This window comes from Streptomyces sp. SID5469, assembly GCF_009862865.1.
Classification (GTDB): Bacteria; Actinomycetota; Actinomycetes; order Streptomycetales; family Streptomycetaceae; genus Streptomyces; species Streptomyces avermitilis.
Genome location: NZ_WWIN01000001.1, coordinates 2098425 through 2116956, shown reverse-complemented (window position 1 = coordinate 2116956; position 18532 = coordinate 2098425). Strand labels below are relative to the sequence as shown.

The window sequence follows — 18532 nt, the reverse complement described above, 5'->3', positions numbered from 1 at the left end:
CCCGTCCCCGTCGGCTGCCCGGAGGGGCGTCGACACCCTTGGCGACAGGTGTGGTGTGTGACATAGTACTGGCGTGACTTCGCCACTGACCTGCGATGTTGTGGTCGTCGGGGCAGGCATGGTGGGCGCGGCCTGCGCCTACTACGCGGCCCGGGCGGGTCTGGACGTGACCCTGGTGGACCGGGGTCCGGTGGCGGGCGGCACCACGGGTGCGGGCGAGGGCAATCTGCTCGTCTCCGACAAGGAACCGGGGCCGGAACTCGAACTCGCCTTGCTCTCAGGCCGGTTGTGGGCCGAACTCGTCGAACGGCGGCCGGGGTTCGGCCATGCCGTCGAGTACGAGGCCAAGGGCGGTCTGGTCGTCGCCGAGACGCCCGAGGCGCTGACCGCTCTCACGGATCTGGCGGCCCGGCAGTCGGCCGCCGGGGTCGAGGTGAGTCCCGCCGCCGCCGACCAACTGCGCGAACTGGAACCGCACTTGGCGCCGGGCCTCGCGGGTGCGGTGCGGTATCCGCAGGACGCGCAGGTGATGCCGGCACTGGCCGCCGCCCACCTGGTCCGGGCGTCGGGGGCCCGGCCGGCGACCGGCGCGAGTGTCACCGCCGTGCTGCGGACGCCCGACGGTTCCGTACGCGGAGTGCGCACCGACCGGGGCGACATCCACGCCCCCGCCGTCGTCAACGCCGCCGGCACCTGGGGCGGCGAAGTGGCGCGGCTCGCGGGCGTCCGGCTGCCCGTACTGCCCCGGCGCGGCTTCGTCCTCGTCACCGAGCCGCTGCCGCGGATGATTTGGCACAAGGTGTACGCGGCGGACTATGTCGCCGATGTGGCGAGCGACTCGGCGGCCCTCGCGACCTCGCCGGTCGTCGAGGGCACGGCGGCGGGGCCGGTACTGATCGGTGCCAGCCGTGAACGGGTCGGCTTCGACCGCACGTTCTCACTGCCGGTCGTGCGGGAGCTGGCCGCGGGCGCGACCCGGCTGTTCCCGTTCCTCGTGGGGGTGCACGCCGTACGGGCGTACGTGGGCTTCCGCCCGTACCTTCCCGACCATCTGCCGGCCATCGGCCCGGACGCACGCGTGCCGGGGCTCTTCCATGCCTGCGGGCACGAGGGCGCGGGCATCGGACTGGCCACCGGCACCGGGTACTTGATCGCCCAGGTGCTGGCCGGCCGGGACCCCGACCTGGACCTGACGCCGTTCCGGCCCGAGCGCTTTTCCGGCCACTTCCCCGACCGTTCCCAGGACGGCCTTCCGGGCGCTCTTCCGGACCGTCCTGCGCACCGCGGTGCGGATCGCCGCGAGGACCAGGAGACGCCGTGAATCCACTGAGACTCGTCCACGCGCGGCCGGGGGCGGCGTTCGCCGTCACCTTCGACGGGCGCGAGATCGAGGCGCTTCCCGGGCAGACGGTCGCCGCCGCGCTGTGGTCGGCGGGCGTGACCGCGTGGCGCACCACTCGGGGCGGGGGCCGACCGCGTGGGGTGTTCTGCGGGATCGGCGTCTGCTTCGACTGCCTGCTGAGCGTCAACGGCGCCCCGAACCAACGGGCTTGCCTGGTACGGGTGCGGCCAGGCGATGTGATCCGCACACAGGAGGGAACCGGCCATGAGGGCTGAGCCGGCCAGGGCTGAATCGGCCAGGGCTGAGCTGGCCGTGATCGGCGCGGGCCCGGCGGGCCTCGCCGCCGCCCTGGCCGCGGGCGCGCGCGGAGTGCGCGTCACGCTGATCGACTCGGCTGCCCAGGCGGGCGGTCAGTTCTACCGCCGGCCCGACCCCGCGCTCGAGGCGCGGCGACCGCAGGTTCTGCACCATCGGTGGCGGACCTGGGAACGGCTGCGCGACGGGCTCGCCGCACAGGTCGGAACAGGAGGAGTCAAGCACCTGACCGAACATCAGGTGTGGCTCGTGGAAAGGCAGTCGACGGGTTTCACGGTCCACGCCCTTCGTGCGGAGAGCCCGGTCGTCGTCCACGCCGACGCCGTCCTCCTCGCCACCGGCGGCTACGAGAAGGTGCTGCCGTTTCCCGGCTGGACCCTCCCCGGCGTACTGACCGCGGGCGGGGCGCAGGCGATGCTCAAGGGCGGCCTCGCGGTGGCGGGCGGTACCGCGGTCGTGGCCGGCACCGGGCCGCTGCTGCTGCCCGTGGCGACCGGGCTGGCCGCGGCGGGCGTCGAGGTCGCGGCGCTGGTGGAGGCGGCGGACCCGAAGACGCTCGTACGGCATGCGCGCGCTCTCGCGGTCAAGCTGCCCGAAGGCGCCCGGTACGCGGCTCGGCTCCTGCGGCACCGTGTCGAGTTCCTCGGCCGGCACACCGTCGTCGAGGCGCACGGCGGTGAGCGGCTGGCAGCCGTGACCGTCGCCGCCCTCGATGCCGGCGGACGCGTACGGACCGGCACCGAGCGGCGCATCCTCTGCGACACCCTCGCCGTCGGACACGGCATGCTCCCGCACACCGACCTCGCCGAGACGCTCGGCTGTCGCGTCGACGGGCTGAACGTCTCCGTCGACGAGGAACAGCGCACCTCCGTCCCCGGTGTATGGGCCGCGGGCGAGACCACCGGCATCGGGGGCGCCGCGCTGTCGCTCGCCGAGGGGCACATCGCCGGACGGTCGATCGCCGCCCGGCTCGCGGGCCGCGAACCCGACCCGCGCGCCTGGGCGGCGGCCGCCAAGTCCCGTACCCGACTGCGGCAGTTCGCCGCCGTGCTCGACACCGTGTACGCGCCGCCCGCCCACTGGAGCGACCGGGTCACCGACGACACCGTCGTCTGCCGCTGCGAGGAGGTCACCGGCGGTGCGATCCGGGAGGCCGTCGAGGAGCTCGGCGCCGGTGACCTGCGTACCGTCAAGCTGCTCACCCGCGCCGGGATGGGCTGGTGCCAGGGCCGGATGTGCGGGCCCGCGGTCGCCGGACTCGCCGGATGCCAACTCGCCCCGTCCAGTGGGCCGTTCGCACGACCCGTACCGCTCGGCGTACTCGCCCGGGCCGCCGACGGCCACCGGAGCGAGGCTCCCACCGCCGACCACGGGGACGAGGCCCCCGCGGACGGCCGTCGAGCCGAGGCCCCCGCCGACGATCACCTCACCCAGAGAGGACCCTCATGACCGTCCACCGCCCCTGGCGCGGCGTGCTCGTCGCCACCGCGCTCCCGCTCACCGCCGACCTCGCCGTCGACCACGACAAGTTCGCCGAGCACTGCGCCTGGCTCGTCGAGCAGGGTTGCGACGGAGTCGTGCCGAACGGCTCGCTCGGTGAGTACCAGGTGCTCACCCCCGAGGAGCGCGCCAGGGTCGTCGAGACGGCCGTGTCCGCCGTCGGCGGCGCGCGGGTGATGCCCGGGGTCGCCGCCTACGGATCGGCGGAGGCCCGGCGCTGGGCCGAACAGGCCCGGGACGCCGGCTGCCGGGCGGTCATGCTGCTGCCGCCGAACGCCTACCGGGCCGACGAGCGTTCCGTACGCGCCCACTACGCGGAGGTCGCCAAGGCGGGCGTGCCGGTCGTCGCGTACAACAACCCCATCGACACCAAGGTCGACCTCGTGCCCGAACTGCTCGCCGCGCTGCACGGCGAGGGGTACATCCACGCGGTCAAGGAGTTCTCGGGGGATGTCCGCCGCGCCTACCGGCTGGCCGAACTCGCCCCGGAACTCGATCTGCTGATCGGCGCGGACGACGTCCTGCTGGAACTCGCGGTCGCGGGCGCCAAGGGCTGGGTGGCCGGCTACCCGAACGCACTGCCCGCGGCGAGCGTCGAGCTGTACCACGCGGCCGTCGACGGCGACCTCGCCACCGCCACACAGCTGTACCGGCAGCTGCACCCGCTGCTGCGCTGGGACTCCAGGGTCGAGTTCGTGCAGGCCATCAAAATGTCCATGGACGTCGTCGGGCGGTACGGCGGCCCGGTACGCCCGCCGCGCGTCCCGCTGCTGCCCGAGCAGGAGACCGCCGTCCGCGCCGCCACGGAGAAGGCCGTGGCGGCGGGGCTCGCGTAAGGGGAGGCCGGCAGATGCGCAGCAAACTCGTCCTGCACGCCGTCGACTCGCACACCGAGGGCATGCCGACCCGGGTGATCACCGGCGGCATCGGCACGATCCCCGGCGCGACCATGAACGAACGGCGCCTGTACTTCCGTGAACACCGCGACGACATCAGGCAGTTGCTGATGAACGAGCCGCGCGGTCACTCGGCCATGAGCGGCGCGGTCCTCCAGCCTCCCGCGCGCCCCGACTGCGATGTCGGCGTCGTCTACATCGAGGTCTCCGGCTATCTGCCGATGTGCGGCCACGGCACGATCGGCGTCGCGACCGTGCTCGTGGAGACCGGCATGGTCGAGGTCGTCGAGCCGGTCACCACGATCCGCCTCGACACCCCGGCGGGCCTCGTCGTCGCCGAGGTGGCGGTCGAGGACGGCGCCGCCCGGGCCGTCACGCTCAAGAACGTGCCGTCCTTCTGCGTCGGCCTCGACCGCAAGGCCACGCTCGCCGACGGCCGCACGGTGACGTACGACCTCGCGTACGGCGGGAACTTCTACGCGATCCTGCCGCTGGGGGAGTTCGGACTGCCCTTCGACCGGTCCCGCAAGGACGACATCCTCAAGGCGGGCCTGTCCCTGATGGACGCCGTCAACGCGGACGGCGGGCCCGTCCACCCCGAGGACCCGTCCATCCGCGGCTGCCACCACGTCCACCTCGTCGCGCCCGGCTCCGACGCCCGCCACTCCCGGCACGCGATGGCCATCCATCCCGGCTGGTTCGACCGCTCGCCGTGCGGCACCGGAACCAGCGCCCGTATGGCGCAGTTGCACGCGCGCGGTGAACTTCCGCTCGGCACCGAGTTCGTCAACGAGTCCCTCATCGGGACCCGGTTCACCGGCCGGCTGCTCGGCACGACCGAGGTGGCCGGCATCCCCGCCGTCCTGCCCAGCTTCACCGGGCGCGCCTGGGTCACCGGGACGGCCCAGTACCTGCTGGACCCCGAGGACCCCTTCCCGGCGGGGTTCGTGCTGTAGGCGGCGTCGATAATGTCCGGTGACCCGGCCCCCGTGCCCGGGGACCCCGCCCCGAGGAGGAAGACCGCGATGGCCGCGCAGCACAGCCCCGCCCTGCCCACGCTGGGCGGCAGGAAGCCCAGCTACCGGGAGCGGGTCGCCGACGCCCTGCGGGCCGCGCTGATCGCCGGTGAGCTGCGCGCCGGGGAGGTCTATTCGGCGCCCGGCCTCGCCGCCCGCTTCGGGGTCTCCGCGACCCCGGTGCGTGAGGCCATGCTCGACCTCGCGAAGGAGGGCCTGGTCGACACCGTCCCGAACAAGGGCTTCCGGGTCACCGCGGTCTCCGAGAAACAGCTCGACGAGTACACGCACATCAGGTCGCTGATCGAGATCCCGACGACGGCGGGCCTCGCGCTCACCGCCGACCCGGCCGAGCTGGAGGCGCTGCGCCCGGTCGCGCGGGAGATCGTCGCCGCCGCCACGGCCGGGGACCTCATCGCGTACGTCGAGGCGGACCTGCGCTTCCACCTGGGGCTGCTCGCGCTCGCCGGCAACGACCACCTCGTGGACGTCGTACGGGACCTACGGCGCCGCTCCCGCCTGTACGGACTCACCGCCCTCGCCCGGGCGGGCCGGCTGCGGGCCTCCGCCGAGGAGCACCTCGAACTCCTCGACGCGCTGCTGGCCCGCGACACCGAGGCCGCGCGCGAGGTGACGACCCGGCACCTCGGCCATGTGCGCGGACTCTGGGTGGCCCCCTGACACCGCTACGCAAACGGCTTGCGTTACTTGCGCTATTCTTGCGCGCATGACGCGACGACTTGCTGAGGTGGCGAAGAAGGTCGGGGTCAGTGAGGCCACGGTCAGCCGGGTGCTCAACGACAAGCCGGGAGTCTCCCCGGCCACCCGGCAGGCGGTGCTCTCGGCGCTCGACGTCCTCGGCTACGAGCGGCCCACGCAGCTGCGCGGCGAGCGGGCCCGGCTCGTCGGACTGGTGCTCCCCGAGCTCCAGAACCCGATCTTCCCGGCCTTCGCCGAGGTCATCGGCGGAGCGCTCGCCCAGCTCGGCCTCACGCCCGTGCTGTGCACGCAGACCAAGGGCGGTGTCTCCGAGGCGGATTACGTGAACCTGCTGCTCCAGCAGCAGGTCTCCGGTGTGGTGTTCGCGGGCGGACTGTACGCGCAGGCCGACGCGCCGCACGACCACTACCGCCGGCTCGCGGACCGCAACATCCCGGTGGTGCTGGTCAACGCGGCCATCGAGCACCTCGGTTTCCCGGCCGTCTCCTGCGACGACGCCGTGGCGGTGGAGCAGGCCTGGCGGCATCTCGCCTCGCTCGGACACGAACGGATCGGACTCGTGCTCGGGCCGGGTGACCATATGCCCTCGGCGCGGAAGCTGGCGGCCGCGCGGGCTCTCGGGGACCTCCCGGACGAGTACGTCGCCCGGGCCATGTTCTCCATCGAGGGCGGCCACGCGGCGGCCTCCCGGCTCATCGACCGGGGCGTCACCGGCTTCATCTGCGCCAGCGACCCCCTGGCGCTCGGCGCGGTACGGGCCGCCCGCCGCAAGGGACTTGACGTTCCGTCCCAGATCTCCGTCGTCGGCTACGACGACTCGGCCCTCATGAACTGCACGGAACCCCCGCTGACCACCGTTCGCCAGCCCATCGAGTCCATGGGGCGGGCGGTGGTGGAGCTGCTGAACGCGCGGATCGGCGGCAGCTCCGTACCGGACGAGGAGCTCTTGTTCGAACCGGAGCTGGTGGTGCGGGGATCCACCGCGCAAGCCCCGCGGTGACGGAACGCGCGGAGATCCACACGTCTGTCGAATAATTACAGATTCTGCGCGACATCTTGCGAGCCGATGTCGTCGGTGCTTGAGTGTGCGACGCCCACCGCTCCTGCCCAGGGCGCCCACCGCTCCTGCCCAAAAGGGGTCCACCGATGAGAAGCTCCGGGTTCCGCCGTGCCTGTGTCGCGCTCGTGGCCTGTTCGTTCGTCCTGACCGCGTGCGGTTCGAGCGGTGATGCGGCCGACGGCAAGACCCGCATCACCGTGAACTGCATGCCGCCCAAGAGCGCCAAGGTCGACCGGAAGTTCTTCGAGGACGACATCGCCGCCTTCGAGAAGAAGAACCCGGACATCGACGTCGTCGCCCATGACGCCTTCCCCTGCCAGGACCCCAAGACGTTCGACGCCAAACTCGCCGGCGGTCAGATGGAGGACGTCTTCTACACGTACTTCACCGACGCCACCCACGTCGTCGACGTCAACCAGGCCGCCGACATCACCTCGTACGTCAAGGACCTCAAGAGCTACGACACCGTCCAGCAGCAGCTGCGCGACATCTACACCGTCGACGGCAAGGTCTACGGCGTCCCGCGCACCGGCTACTCGATGGGGCTGATCTACAACCGGGGGCTCTTCGAGAAGGCCGGACTCGACCCCGACAAGCCCCCGGCGACCTGGGACGAGGTGCGCGCCGCCGCCAAGAGGATCGCCGCACTCGGCGGCGGCACCGTCGGCTACGCGGACTACAGCGCGCAGAACCAGGGCGGCTGGCACTTCACCGCCGAGCTGTACTCGCAGGGCGGCGACGTGGTGAGCGCCGACGGCAAGAAGGCCACCGTCGACACCCCCGAGGGCAAGGCGGTGCTCCAGAACCTGCACGACATGCGCTGGACCGACAACTCCATGGGCAGCAAGCAGCTCCTCGTCATCAACGACGTCCAGCAGCTGATGGGCTCCGGCAAGCTCGGCATGTACCTCTCCGCACCCGACAACATCCCGATCCTGGTGAAGGAGAAGGGCGGCACCTACACGGACCTCGCCCTGGCCCCCATGCCCGGCGGCAAGGGCACCCTCATCGGCGGCGACGGCTACATGTTCAACAAGAAGGCCACGCCCGCGCAGATCAAGGCCGGACTGAAGTGGCTCGACTTCATGTTCCTCACCCCCGGCAAGGGCTTCCTCGGCGACTACGCCCGCGCCAAGAAGAACGACGCCCCCGTGGGCCTGCCCGAACCCCGGCTGTTCAGCGGCGCCGCCGACGCCAGGGACCAGCAGGTCAAGAAGGCCAACGCCAACGTCCCCGTCGAGAACTACCAGTCCTTCCTCGACGGCAACCAGAGCCTGAGGATGAAGATCGAGCCGCCGCAGGCCCAGCAGATCTACTCCGTCCTCGACAGCGCCGTCTCCGCGGTCCTCACCAAGAAGGACGCCGACATCGACAAGCTCCTGAAGGACGCGTCCGGCAAGATCGACAGCATCCTCGCCCGAGGCTGAGACCGATGACCAAGACCGCAGCGCGGCGGCCCGTCGAGGCGATCGCCGTACGCCCGGTACCGGCGCCGCCCCCGGGAGGGGGCCTCGGGCGGCGCCGCCTCGCCGACCAGGCCCACGCGTACGCCTTCCTGCTCGGCGGCCTGCTCTGCTTCGCCCTGTTCTCCTGGTACCCGGCGATCCGCGCGGTCGTGATCGCCTTCCAGAAGTACACGCCGGGCTCACCGCCCGAGTGGGTCGGCACCGCCAACTTCACCCGCGTCCTGCACGACCCCGAGTTCACCGCGGCCTGGCGCAACACGCTCACCTTCACCCTGCTCGCCCTGCTCATCGGCTTCGCCGTGCCCTTCGTGATGGCGCTCGTCCTCAACGAACTCCGGCACGCCAAAGCCTTCTTCAGGGTCGTGGTCTATCTGCCGGTGATGATCCCGCCGGTGGTCAGCGCCCTGCTGTGGAAGTGGTTCTACGACCCCGGAGCCGGCCTCGCCAACGAAGCACTCCGCTTCCTGCACCTGCCCACCTCCAACTGGTCCAACGGCGCCGACACCGCCCTCGTCTCCCTGGTCATCGTGGCGACCTGGGCCAACATGGGCGGCACGGTCCTGATCTACCTGGCCGCGCTGCAGGGCATCCCGGGGGAGCTCTACGAAGCCGCCGAGCTGGACGGCGCCAACATCCTCCAGCGCATCCGCCATGTGACGATCCCCCAGACCCGGTTCATCGTCCTGATGCTGATGCTCCTTCAGATCATCGCCACGATGCAGGTCTTCACCGAGCCGTTCGTCATCACCGGCGGCGGCCCCGAGAACGCGACGGTCACCGTCCTCTACCTGATCTACAAGTACGCCTTCCTCTACAACGACTTCGGCGGGGCCTGCGCCCTGAGCGTCATGCTGCTCGTGCTGCTCGGCGCCTTCTCCGCGGTCTATCTGCGCCTGACCCGTTCCGCGGAGGAGGACTCATGAGCACCCGCACGCTCGTCTCGCCGCTCACGCTGTCCCGCCCCCGCGGCAAGGCCGCCTACTGGACCGTGTTCACGGGCGTCGTGCTGCTCTTCGCGCTCGCCTTCCTCTTCCCCGTCTACTGGATGGTCACCGGCGCCATGAAGTCGCCGGACGAGGCCGCACGCACCCCGCCGTCCCTCGTCCCACAGAAGTGGCACCTCAGCGGCTACACCGACGCCTGGGACCTGATGCAGCTGCCGGCCCACCTGTGGAACACGGTCGTCCAGGCCACCGGCGCCTGGCTGCTCCAGCTCGTGTTCTGCACGGCCGCCGCGTACGCCCTGTCCCGGCTGAAGCCCGTCTTCGGCAAGCTGGTCCTCGGCGGCATCCTGGCCACCCTGATGGTGCCGGCCCAGGCACTGGTCGTACCGAAGTACCTGACCGTCGCCGACCTCCCGCTGATCCACACCAGCCTGCTCAACGACCCGCTCGGCATCTGGCTGCCCGCCGTGGCCAACGCCTTCAACCTCTATCTCCTCAAGCGGTTCTTCGACCAGATCCCGCGCGACGTCCTGGAGGCCGCCGAGATCGACGGTGCCGGCCGGCTGCGCACCCTCTGGTCGATCGTGCTGCCGATGTCCCGGCCGGTCCTGGGAGTTGTCTCGATCTTCGCCCTGGTCGCCGTCTGGCAGGACTTCCTCTGGCCGCTGATGGTCTTCTCCGACACCGACAAGCAGCCCATCAGCGTGGCCCTCGTCCAGCTGTCGCAGAACATCCAGCTGACCGTGCTCATCGCCGCGATGGTGATCGCCAGCATCCCCATGGTCGCGATGTTCCTCGTGTTCCAGCGGCACATCATCGCCGGGATCAGCGCGGGCAGCACGAAGGGCTGAACGCCGACCCTCCGACAGAAAGGCCCGCACCGTGGGACAGCCCACCCCTGCCCGCATCCAGAAGGACTGGTGGCGCACCGCCGTCATCTACCAGGTGTACGTCCGCAGCTTCGCGGACGGCGACGGCGACGGCACCGGCGACCTCGCGGGTGTCCGCGCCAGACTTCCCTACCTCGCCGGACTCGGCGTGGACGCCATCTGGTTCAACCCCTGGTACCTGTCACCGATGAAGGACGGCGGCTACGACGTCGCCGACTACCGGGCCGTCGACCCGGCCTTCGGCACCCTCGCCGAAGCGGAGAAACTCATCGCCGAGGCACGGGAACTGGGCATCCGCACCCTTGTCGACATCGTCCCGAACCATGTCTCGGACCAGCACCCCTGGTTCCGCGCGGCGCTCGCCGCCGGCCCGGGCAGCCCCGAGCGCGCACTGTTCCACTTCCGCGGGGGCCGCGGCGCGCACGGCGAACTCCCGCCCAACGACTGGCCGTCCCAGTTCGCCGGCTCCACCGAACCCGTCTGGACACAGCTGCCCGACGGCGACTGGTACCTGCACCTGTTCACCCCCGAACAGCCCGACCTCAACTGGGCCCACCCGGCCGTCCGGCAGGAACACGAGGACGTACTGCGCTTCTGGTTCGAACGGGGCGTGGCGGGCGTACGCATCGACTCGGCGGCCCTCCTCGCCAAGGACCCGGACCTGCCGGACCTCGTCGAGGGCCGCGCCCCGCACCCGTTCGTCGACCGCGACGAACTCCACGACATCTACCGCTCCTGGCGCGCCATCGCCGACGAGTACGGCGCCGTCTTCGTCGGCGAGGTCTGGCTCCCCGACACCGAACGCTTCGCCCGCTATCTGCGCCCCGACGAACTGCACACCGCCTTCAACTTCTCCTTCCTCTCCTGCCCCTGGGACGCCCGGCGCCTGCGCACGGCCATCGACGAGACCCTCGCCGAGCACGCGCCCGTCGGCGCGCCCGCCACCTGGGTGCTGTGCAACCACGACGTGACCCGCACGGTCACCCGGTACGGGCGCACGGACACCGGCTTCGACTTCGCCGCCAAGGCCTTCGGCACCCCGACCGACCTGGCTCTCGGCACCCGCCGCGCCCGCGCCGCCGCGCTGCTCTCGCTCGCCCTGCCCGGGTCCGTCTACCTCTACCAGGGCGAGGAACTGGGCCTGCCCGAGGCCGAGATACCGCGCGAGAGCATCCAGGACCCGATGCACTTCCGCTCCCACGGCGTCGACCCCGGGCGGGACGGCTGCCGGGTGCCGCTGCCCTGGGTGGCCGACGCGCCGCACGCGGGCTTCGGGGGCGAGCCCTGGCTGCCGCAGCCCGCACGCTGGTCCGCGTACGCGGCCGACCTCCAGGCCGAGGACCCGGGCTCGATGCTCTCCCTCTACCGGGAGGCCCTCCGGCTCAGGCCGGCCTACGCCGACGGCCCCCTCACCTGGCTGCCCGCACCCGACGGTGTCCTCGCCTTCGCGCGCACGGAGGGCCTGATGTGCGTCGTGAACCTCGCGGACACCCCGGCCGGCCTCCCCGCACACTCCCGACTCCTGCTCAGCAGCGGCCCCCTGGACGACCAGGGACGCCTCCCGCAGGACACGGCGGCCTGGCTGCGCATCTGAGACCGCCGTAGCACCACCCGCTATCCCCGTCCCCCCCCACCACGAAGGGATCAGCACATGCACAGCAACAGCCTCAGATATGTCAGGCGCATGTCAGCCATCGGTGCGGCCGTCGCCCTGGCGGCGGGCCTGCTCGTCGCCCTGGCCCCCGCCGCGCACGCGGCCGCCGGCGCCGACCTCCCCTTCACCTCCGTCGAGGCGGAGTCCGCCACCACGACCGGCACGAAGATCGGCCCCGACCACACCCAGGGCACGATCGCCTCGGAGGCCTCCGGGCGCCAGGCCGTACGACTGGGCGCGGGCCAGCGCGTCGAGTTCACCGTCCCCCGGGCCGCGAACGCGGTGAACGTCTCCTACAACGTCCCCGACGGCCAGTCGGGCGCGCTCAACGTGTACGTCAACGGCACGAAGCTCGCCAAGACGCTGGCCGTCACCTCCAAGTACTCCTACGTCGACACCTCCTGGATCGCGGGCGCCAAGACCCATCACTTCTTCGACAACGCCCGGCTGCTCCTCGGCCAGAACGTCCAGCCGGGCGACAAGATCGCCGTCGAAGCGGTGTCCACCCAGGTCACGGTGGACGTCGCCGACTTCGAGCAGGTCGCCGCGGCGGCCACCAAGCCCGCCGGGGCGGTCTCCGTCACCGACAAGGGCGCCGACCCGAGCGGCCAGGGCGACTCCACCCAGGCCTTCCGGAACGCCATCGCCGCAGCCCAGGGGGGAGTGGTGTGGATCCCGCCGGGCGACTACCGGCTGACCTCCTCGCTGAACGGCGTCCAGAACGTGACGCTGCAAGGCGCGGGCAGCTGGCACTCCGTCGTGCACACCTCGCGCTTCATCGACCAGTCCAGCTCCTCGGGCGGCGTCCACCTCAAGGACTTCGCGGTGATCGGCGAGGTCACCGAGCGCGTCGACTCCAACCCGGACAACTTCGTCAACGGGTCCCTCGGTCCGGGGAGCTCGGTCTCCGGCATGTGGCTCCAGCACCTCAAGGTCGGCCTCTGGCTCACCGGCAACAACGACAATCTCGTCGTCGAGAACAACCGCATCCTCGACACCACCGCCGACGGTCTCAACCTCAACGGCAACGCCCGCGGCGTCCGCGTCCGGAACAACTTCCTGCGCAACAACGGCGACGACGCCCTCGCCATGTGGTCGCTGTACTCGCCGGACACCAACAGCAGCTTCGAGAGCAACACCATCTCGCAGCCGAACCTCGCCAACGGCATCGCCATCTACGGCGGCACCGACCTCGCGGTCAAGAACAACCTGATCTCCGACACCAACGCCCTCGGCAGCGGCATCGCGATCTCCAACCAGAAGTTCCTCGACCCCTTCTCCCCGCTCGCGGGCACCATCACGGTCTCCGGCAACACCCTCGTCCGCGCCGGCGCGATGAACCCCAACTGGCAGCACCCGATGGGCGCGTTGCGCGTCGACTCGTACGACAGCGCCATCGAGGCGAACGTCAGCATCACCGGCACGACGATCACCGACAGCCCGTACAGCGCCTTCGAGTTCGTGTCGGGCGGCGGACACGGCTATGCGACCAAGAACGTCACCGTGGACGGGGCGACGGTCAGGAACACCGGCACGGTCGTGGTCCAGGCCGAGTCGCAGGGCGCCGCCAAGTTCAGCAACGTCCAGGCCACCGGCGTGGGCGCGGCGGGCATCTACAACTGCCCCTACCCGGCCGGCTCGGGCACCTTCACCCTCACGGACGGCGGCGGCAACGCGGGCTGGAGCAGCACCTGGGGGGACTGCTCGGCCTGGCCGCAGCCGGGCCAGGGCAACCCCGACCCCGATCCCACCCGCAACCTCGCCAAGGGCCGCCCCGCCACCGCCACCGGCTCGCAGGACGTCTACACGCCCGGCAAGGCGGTCGACGGCGACGCGAGCACCTACTGGGAGTCCACCAACAACGCCTTCCCGCAGGCCTGGACCGTCGACCTCGGCTCGTCCCAGGCCGTCCGGCGCCTCGTCCTCAAGCTGCCGCCCGCCACCGCCTGGCAGGCGCGCACGCAGACCCTGTCGGTGCAGGGCAGCACCGACGGCTCGGCGTACTCGACGGTGGTCGCCTCGCAGGGCTACCGCTTCGACCCGGCGACCGGGAACACGGCGACCGTGACCCTGCCCAGCGGCACGAACCTGCGGTACCTGAAGCTCAACGTCACCGCCAACACCGGCTGGCCGGCCGCCCAGTTCAGTGAGGTGGAGGCGTATCTGTCCTGAGGCCGAAGGCCGCCCCGCGCTTCGCCGCCTGGATCTGCTCGTACACATGGGTCCTGAGCTCGGCGAAGCGCGGGGCGACCCGGGTGCGCAACTGGTCCCGCTCCCCAGGCAGGTCGAGGACAGCTGCCACGGGTACGCCCCGGCGGCATCCGCGAGCCCGACCGGGCGCAGTGCGTCGACGACCAGTTCCTGTCGGCGCGCTTTGCTCGACTTCTTCTGTTTCAAGGGGAGCGCAGGAGTGGAGGACCTCGACGCCCGCAGCCCGTACCGCGTCGAGCACCGTGACCCGCTCGGGCAGCAGGGAGCCCTCGCCTCAGGCCCAGTGGACAGGATCGCCGAGCCGGATCCGGCCGGGCCGCAGCACCTGGGCGTAGACGCCGGCGCAGGGCTGCGGTCCCATCGACTCCGTCGGGGTGACGCGGTTGTGCTCGGCCAGGACGCGGAGAGCCGCGGTGTCCGCCGGCACAGTGCCGTGTGCCAGCGTGGGTATGGCGCAGCGCGGTGTGCGGGCGATGACGCGCAGGACGAGGCCGGTGCCCAGGTGCAGGGTCCGGTCGATCCAGTCGTTCTCCGTGAAGCCCCGGGTCAGCGGCGTACGGAGCACGATGTTGGGGCGGTAACGCTCCGCTTGGGCGCTGCCGTTCGGTGCGAGTGCCGCGATGCGGGCGAGGGTCGAGGTCGTCATCACGTGGACAGGCGCGAAATCGAAGAACGTTCCTTCGGGGGAGCCGCCGCCGATTCGGCCGGTACGAGCGCTCACCGGCGGCCTCGTGTGGTCGCGCAGGACGTCCTCCGGGTCGGCGCGGTCAAGGGCCGCCTCGTGCGGCGGGGCGTCGGTGAGGAACACGGGGCGGCCGACGATCTCCGACAGCGCCTCGTCCACGCCCGGATCGGTCGACCACAGCTCCTTGCCGTCCGACGTGGTCATGCGTACCGCGGAGTTGTCGGCCTGCGCGGTCACCGTGAGCAGACGGCTCCACAGGCGGGGGTGCTTGGCGCTGGCGACCTTGCCGGTGTCCCGGTCGATCAGGGCCACGCGGCGGTCGTGGGCGAGGCCCCGCTCGGTGACCTCGACGGCGGGCAGCTCCTCGCCGAGCATCGACTTCACCGGGTAGCGCAGGAGCCGGTCCACTCTTCCCGGCCCGTCCGATTCCGCCGATGTCATGGGCAAAGTATCGAGATCCGCACAGGGGACGGCAAGGGCCCGCCCGGCCACCGGCTTCCCGGCGGCCCACTCCGTTCGGGCCGCAACCGGGGAACGCGGCCGGTCGCCGCGTCGCGTCAGGCCGAGTAGGCGTGGGTCTGGGCGGCCTTGACCGATGCCCACACCGTGGCCCCCGGATGGAGGTCGAGCTCGGCGGCGGCGACGGTCGTCAGGTCGGCGGCGAGGGGGAGTTCGCCGGTCAGGTCGGCACGGATCTGGTCGCCGTGGGTCTCAAGACCGGCGACCTCGCACTGCCAGAGGTTGCGCGCGCTGGAGCCGGTGGGGCGGTCGCGGTGCAGGGTGACCGCGCTCGGCGGGAACGCGACGAAGACCGGTCCGGTGAGGTCCTCGGTGGTCGTGATCACCGGCCCGCCGTCGACGCGCACCGCGTGTCCTTCGGCCCGTCCCGGGTAGAGGTTCAGGCCGACAAGGTGGGCGATGTAGTCCGTACGCGGGTGGCGTGCGATGTCGGCGGGAGTGCCCTCCTGGACGACGCGGCCGTCCTCGACGACGACGAGGCGGTCGGCCAGCACCATGGCGTCCAGCGGGTCGTGGGTGACGAGTACGGCGACGGCCTCGAACTCGGCCAGATGGCGCCGGAGTTGCGTCCGTACCTCCAGCCGCGTGCGGGCGTCGAGCGCGGCGAGGGGTTCGTCGAGGAGCAGCAGCCGGGGGCTGGTGGCGAGGGCGCGGGCGAGGGCGACGCGCTGGGCCTGGCCGCCGGAGAGTCGGCGGGGCTTGGCGCCGGCGTGGGCGGTCAGACCCATCCGCTCCAGCCACTCGGCGGCCCGGGCGCGGGCCGCCGCCTTGGTCGCGCCGTGGCAGCGCGGGCCGAAGGCCACGTTGTCCAGGGCCGTGAGGTGGGGGAAGAGCAGGTAGTCCTGAAAGACGACGCCGACCGGACGTGACTCGGGCGGCGTACGCTCCAGCGGCGCGCCGTCCAGGCGTAGATGACCGCCCGTGAGGGGGACGAGACCGGCGAGGGCGCGCAGGGCGGTGGTCTTGCCGGCGCCGTTCGGGCCGAGCAGCGCGACGACGTCGCCGGGTGCGGCCGTCAGCGCCACGTCGAGCCGGAAGGTGCCGCGGTCGACGATCAGACGGGCGTCCAGCCCCGCTGCGGCCGGGCCGGGGACACCCATGACCTCGTGCGCGGACTTCTCGGTGTCGGTCATGAGGCGGTCATCCAGCGATCACGCAGCCCGGCCAGGACCGCGACGGACACGACGAGCAGCACCAGGCTGAGGGCGATGGCCGCCTCCGGGTCGCTCTGCAGGGCCAGGTAGACGGCCAGCGGCATGGTCTGCGTACGGCCGGGGAAGTTGCCCGCGAACGTGATCGTCGCACCGAACTCGCCGAGCGCACGGGCCCAGGCCAGGACCGCGCCCGCCGCGATGCCGGGCGCGATCAGCGGCAGGGTGACCCGGCGGAACGCGGTGAACCGGGAGGCGCCCAGGGTCGTGGCGGCCTCCTCGTAGCGCGGGTCGGCGGCCCGCAGGGTGCCCTCGACGCTGATGACGAGGAACGGCATCGCGACGAACGCCTCGGCGATGACGACACCGGTGGTGGTGAACGGCAGAGTGATACCGAACCACGAGTCCAGCCACTTCCCGACGACTCCGTTGCGGCCGAGCGCCATCAGCAGGGCCACACCGCCCACGACCGGTGGCAGGACGAGCGGCAGGGTGACCAGAGCGCGGACGAGGCCGCGTCCGGGAAACTCGACCCGGGCCAGCAGCCAGGCCAGGGGCACCCCGATCACCAGGCTCACGGCGGTGGCCGCGGTGGCGCACACCAGGGACAGCTTCAGCGCCTGCCAGACCTCGGGGCTGGTCAGCTGGCCCGGCAGGCTGTGCCAGGGGGTGCGGACCAGCAGGGCGATCAGCGGCAGCACCAGGAAGGCCAGCCCCACCAGCGCGGGCACGAGCAGCGGGAGTGGCACGCCCCGGCCGAAGCCGGTCCGCACGTGCCCGGGCCCGCGCCGTGGCCCGCCCGTCAGGGTGTCGGCCACGGCGTCGGACGTGTCGTGCGGGGAGGTCACGGCTTGAGGAACCCGGCCTCGGTCAGGACCTTCTGGCCTTCGGCGGACCGCACCAGGGCGATGAACGCCTTGGCCGCCTCGGCGTTCTTCGTGTCCTTGAGCCGGACGATCGGGTAGTCGTTGACGGCGTTGGCGGACTCGGGGAACTCCACGCCCTCCACCTTGTCACCCGCGGCCTTCACATCCGTCTTGTAGACGACCGCGGCGTCGGCCTCCTTCAGCTCCACCTTCGTCAGGGCGCTCTTGACGTCCTGCTCGTAGGAGACCGGGGTGAGCTTGAGCTTGCCGGCGTCCAGGGCCTTCTGCGCGGCGGCGCCGCACGGCACCTCCTTGTCGCACAGCACGACCTTCAAGCCGGACTTGGTGAGGTCCTCGAGGGAGGACACCTTGTCGGGATTGCCGGGCAGGGTGGCGATCTCCAGCTGGTTGCGGACGAAGGTGGCGGGCGTCCCCGACGCATCGCCCGCATCCGTGACGATCGCCATCGTCTTGGGGCTGGCGGAGGCGAACACGTCGGCCGGGGCGCCGCCGGTGATGCTCGCGGCGAGGGAGTCGCTGCCGCCGAAGCTGAAGGTCACCTTCGTGCCCGGGTGCTCCTTCTCGAACTCCTTGCCCAGGGTCGTGAAGCTCTCCTTCAGCGAGGCCGCGGCGAACACGGTCACCGTGCCGGACAGCTTCGCGGAGGAGGACGCGGATGCGGAGGAGTCCGCCTTCGTCGACGAGTCGTCGGAGGAGGAGCAGGCGCTCAGGGCCAGCAACGCGGCGGCTCCCGCACCGGCCACCTTCAGGGTCCGGTGGGTCCGGCGCGCGGAACGGGTCATCACGGATCTACTCCCTCTGTCACATGACGAAGAATCCACCACGGGACTCTTCTACGGTCTTTCGACGACCACGTTGGTCGACTTGATCACGGCAACCGCCGGAACACCTGGTTCCAGCTTCAGTTCCTCAGCCGACTCGCGGCTGACCAGGGACACCACCCGGAACGGCCCGGCCTGGATCTCCACCTGCGCGGACACGTCTCCGAGGGTCACGTCCGTGACGATGCCGGAGAGGCGGTTGCGGGCGGAGGAGCCGGCGTTCTCCCGCTCCGTGCGGTGCAACTGCCGGGCATAGGCCGCGAGGACCGGTCCGGGGATGATCCGGCGGCCCGTCGCGTCGCGTTCGGCGGTGAGTCTCCCGCCGTCGACCAGGCGCCTCACGGTGTCGGCGCTGACACCGAGCAAGGCGGCCGCATCCCCGATCCGGTAGGTGTGCATGCGCTGATGATACTGCCGCAGATGCAAGGGGAAAGTCTCCTGTCTCATTGCACAAG

General features: G+C 71.5%; 17 protein-coding genes and 1 pseudogene. 12 read left to right on the top strand and 6 right to left on the bottom strand.

From position 1 onward, the window contains the following. Positions 1–73 precede the first annotated feature (73 nt). The 12 genes from GTY58_RS09160 (at position 74) to GTY58_RS09105 (ending at position 13975) form a co-directional block, all read left to right on the top strand. Positions 74–1321 (top strand): FAD-binding oxidoreductase, encoded by a 1248-nt coding sequence (locus GTY58_RS09160; RefSeq protein ID WP_010983173.1) that lies wholly within the window; start codon positions 74–76, stop codon positions 1319–1321. Beyond that, entirely contained in the window at positions 1318–1617 is a 300-nt protein-coding gene (locus GTY58_RS09155; RefSeq protein WP_010983172.1) for a (2Fe-2S)-binding protein, read from the top strand. The genes GTY58_RS09160 and GTY58_RS09155 overlap by 4 nt, the downstream gene beginning before the upstream one ends. Further along, positions 1607–3106, top strand: coding sequence for an NAD(P)/FAD-dependent oxidoreductase (locus tag GTY58_RS09150; RefSeq protein ID WP_010983171.1), 1500 nt, complete (start codon positions 1607–1609; stop codon positions 3104–3106). Before GTY58_RS09155 ends, GTY58_RS09150 begins: the two co-directional genes overlap by 11 nt. Further along, the gene (locus GTY58_RS09145; protein ID WP_010983170.1) at positions 3103–3993 is read left to right on the top strand and encodes a dihydrodipicolinate synthase family protein; all 891 of its coding nucleotides are present in this window, start codon (positions 3103–3105) and stop codon (positions 3991–3993) included. Before GTY58_RS09150 ends, GTY58_RS09145 begins: the two co-directional genes overlap by 4 nt. A gap of 14 nt (positions 3994–4007) precedes the next feature. After that, entirely contained in the window at positions 4008–5009 is a 1002-nt protein-coding gene (locus tag GTY58_RS09140; protein WP_010983169.1) for a proline racemase family protein, read from the top strand. 69 nt (positions 5010–5078) lie between these two features. After that, positions 5079–5750, top strand: coding sequence for a GntR family transcriptional regulator (locus GTY58_RS09135; protein ID WP_037645866.1), 672 nt, complete (start codon positions 5079–5081; stop codon positions 5748–5750). Positions 5751–5796: 46 nt separating this feature from the next. Continuing rightward, entirely contained in the window at positions 5797–6789 is a 993-nt protein-coding gene (locus tag GTY58_RS09130; protein WP_010983167.1) for a LacI family DNA-binding transcriptional regulator, read from the top strand. A 146-nt stretch (positions 6790–6935) separates the two neighbouring features. After that, positions 6936–8276 carry a sugar ABC transporter substrate-binding protein gene (locus GTY58_RS09125; RefSeq protein WP_010983166.1) on the top strand — a complete coding sequence of 447 codons (1341 nt, stop codon included), beginning with the start codon at positions 6936–6938 and terminating at the stop codon, positions 8274–8276. 5 nt (positions 8277–8281) lie between these two features. Continuing rightward, positions 8282–9238 carry a sugar ABC transporter permease gene (locus GTY58_RS09120; RefSeq protein ID WP_010983165.1) on the top strand — a complete coding sequence of 319 codons (957 nt, stop codon included), beginning with the start codon at positions 8282–8284 and terminating at the stop codon, positions 9236–9238. Next, positions 9235–10110 carry a carbohydrate ABC transporter permease gene (locus GTY58_RS09115; protein WP_010983164.1) on the top strand — a complete coding sequence of 292 codons (876 nt, stop codon included), beginning with the start codon at positions 9235–9237 and terminating at the stop codon, positions 10108–10110. Before GTY58_RS09120 ends, GTY58_RS09115 begins: the two co-directional genes overlap by 4 nt. Positions 10111–10141: 31 nt before the next feature. Then, on the top strand, positions 10142–11743 hold the full coding sequence (locus GTY58_RS09110) for a glycoside hydrolase family 13 protein (RefSeq protein WP_010983163.1): 1602 nt from the start codon (positions 10142–10144) through the stop codon (positions 11741–11743). A 57-nt stretch (positions 11744–11800) separates the two neighbouring features. Next, the gene (locus tag GTY58_RS09105; protein ID WP_010983162.1) at positions 11801–13975 is read left to right on the top strand and encodes a discoidin domain-containing protein; all 2175 of its coding nucleotides are present in this window, start codon (positions 11801–11803) and stop codon (positions 13973–13975) included. On the opposite strand, the pseudogene GTY58_RS09100 reads toward GTY58_RS09105, so the two are convergent. The 6 genes and pseudogenes from GTY58_RS09100 to GTY58_RS09075 all read right to left on the bottom strand — a co-directional run. Then, positions 13947–14206 (bottom strand): annotated as a pseudogene (locus GTY58_RS09100) (hypothetical protein); the annotation flags it as partial. The gene GTY58_RS09105 and the pseudogene GTY58_RS09100 overlap by 29 nt on opposite strands. Positions 14207–14288: 82 nt before the next feature. Next, positions 14289–15140 (bottom strand): MOSC N-terminal beta barrel domain-containing protein, encoded by an 852-nt coding sequence (locus GTY58_RS09095; protein ID WP_042492881.1) that lies wholly within the window; start codon positions 15138–15140, stop codon positions 14289–14291. Between the two features lie 116 nt (positions 15141–15256). Then, positions 15257–16351, bottom strand: coding sequence for an ABC transporter ATP-binding protein (locus GTY58_RS09090; RefSeq protein WP_010983160.1), 1095 nt, complete (start codon positions 16349–16351; stop codon positions 15257–15259). Then, on the bottom strand, positions 16348–17217 hold the full coding sequence (locus GTY58_RS09085) for an ABC transporter permease (RefSeq protein ID WP_010983159.1): 870 nt from the start codon (positions 17215–17217) through the stop codon (positions 16348–16350). The genes GTY58_RS09090 and GTY58_RS09085 overlap by 4 nt, the downstream gene beginning before the upstream one ends. Next, on the bottom strand, positions 17214–18038 hold the full coding sequence (gene modA, locus GTY58_RS09080; protein ID WP_010983158.1) for a molybdate ABC transporter substrate-binding protein: 825 nt from the start codon (positions 18036–18038) through the stop codon (positions 17214–17216). Before modA ends, GTY58_RS09085 begins: the two co-directional genes overlap by 4 nt. A gap of 51 nt (positions 18039–18089) precedes the next feature. Continuing rightward, positions 18090–18476, bottom strand: coding sequence for a TOBE domain-containing protein (locus tag GTY58_RS09075; protein ID WP_010983157.1), 387 nt, complete (start codon positions 18474–18476; stop codon positions 18090–18092). Positions 18477–18532 lie beyond the last annotated feature (56 nt).

Coding starts and splice junctions, on each gene's coding strand:
- GTY58_RS09090 (WP_010983160.1), bottom strand. CDS start 16,351: ATGACCGACACCGAGAAGTCCGCGCACGAGGTCATGGGTGTCCCCGGC.
- GTY58_RS09135 (WP_037645866.1), top strand. CDS start 5,079: ATGGCCGCGCAGCACAGCCCCGCCCTGCCCACGCTGGGCGGCAGGAAG.
- GTY58_RS09105 (WP_010983162.1), top strand. CDS start 11,801: ATGCACAGCAACAGCCTCAGATATGTCAGGCGCATGTCAGCCATCGGT.
- GTY58_RS09140 (WP_010983169.1), top strand. CDS start 4,008: ATGCGCAGCAAACTCGTCCTGCACGCCGTCGACTCGCACACCGAGGGC.
- GTY58_RS09115 (WP_010983164.1), top strand. CDS start 9,235: ATGAGCACCCGCACGCTCGTCTCGCCGCTCACGCTGTCCCGCCCCCGC.
- GTY58_RS09095 (WP_042492881.1), bottom strand. CDS start 15,140: ATGACATCGGCGGAATCGGACGGGCCGGGAAGAGTGGACCGGCTCCTG.
- GTY58_RS09130 (WP_010983167.1), top strand. CDS start 5,797: ATGACGCGACGACTTGCTGAGGTGGCGAAGAAGGTCGGGGTCAGTGAG.
- GTY58_RS09145 (WP_010983170.1), top strand. CDS start 3,103: ATGACCGTCCACCGCCCCTGGCGCGGCGTGCTCGTCGCCACCGCGCTC.
- GTY58_RS09120 (WP_010983165.1), top strand. CDS start 8,282: ATGACCAAGACCGCAGCGCGGCGGCCCGTCGAGGCGATCGCCGTACGC.
- modA (WP_010983158.1), bottom strand. CDS start 18,038: ATGACCCGTTCCGCGCGCCGGACCCACCGGACCCTGAAGGTGGCCGGT.
- GTY58_RS09150 (WP_010983171.1), top strand. CDS start 1,607: ATGAGGGCTGAGCCGGCCAGGGCTGAATCGGCCAGGGCTGAGCTGGCC.
- GTY58_RS09125 (WP_010983166.1), top strand. CDS start 6,936: ATGAGAAGCTCCGGGTTCCGCCGTGCCTGTGTCGCGCTCGTGGCCTGT.
- GTY58_RS09075 (WP_010983157.1), bottom strand. CDS start 18,476: ATGCACACCTACCGGATCGGGGATGCGGCCGCCTTGCTCGGTGTCAGC.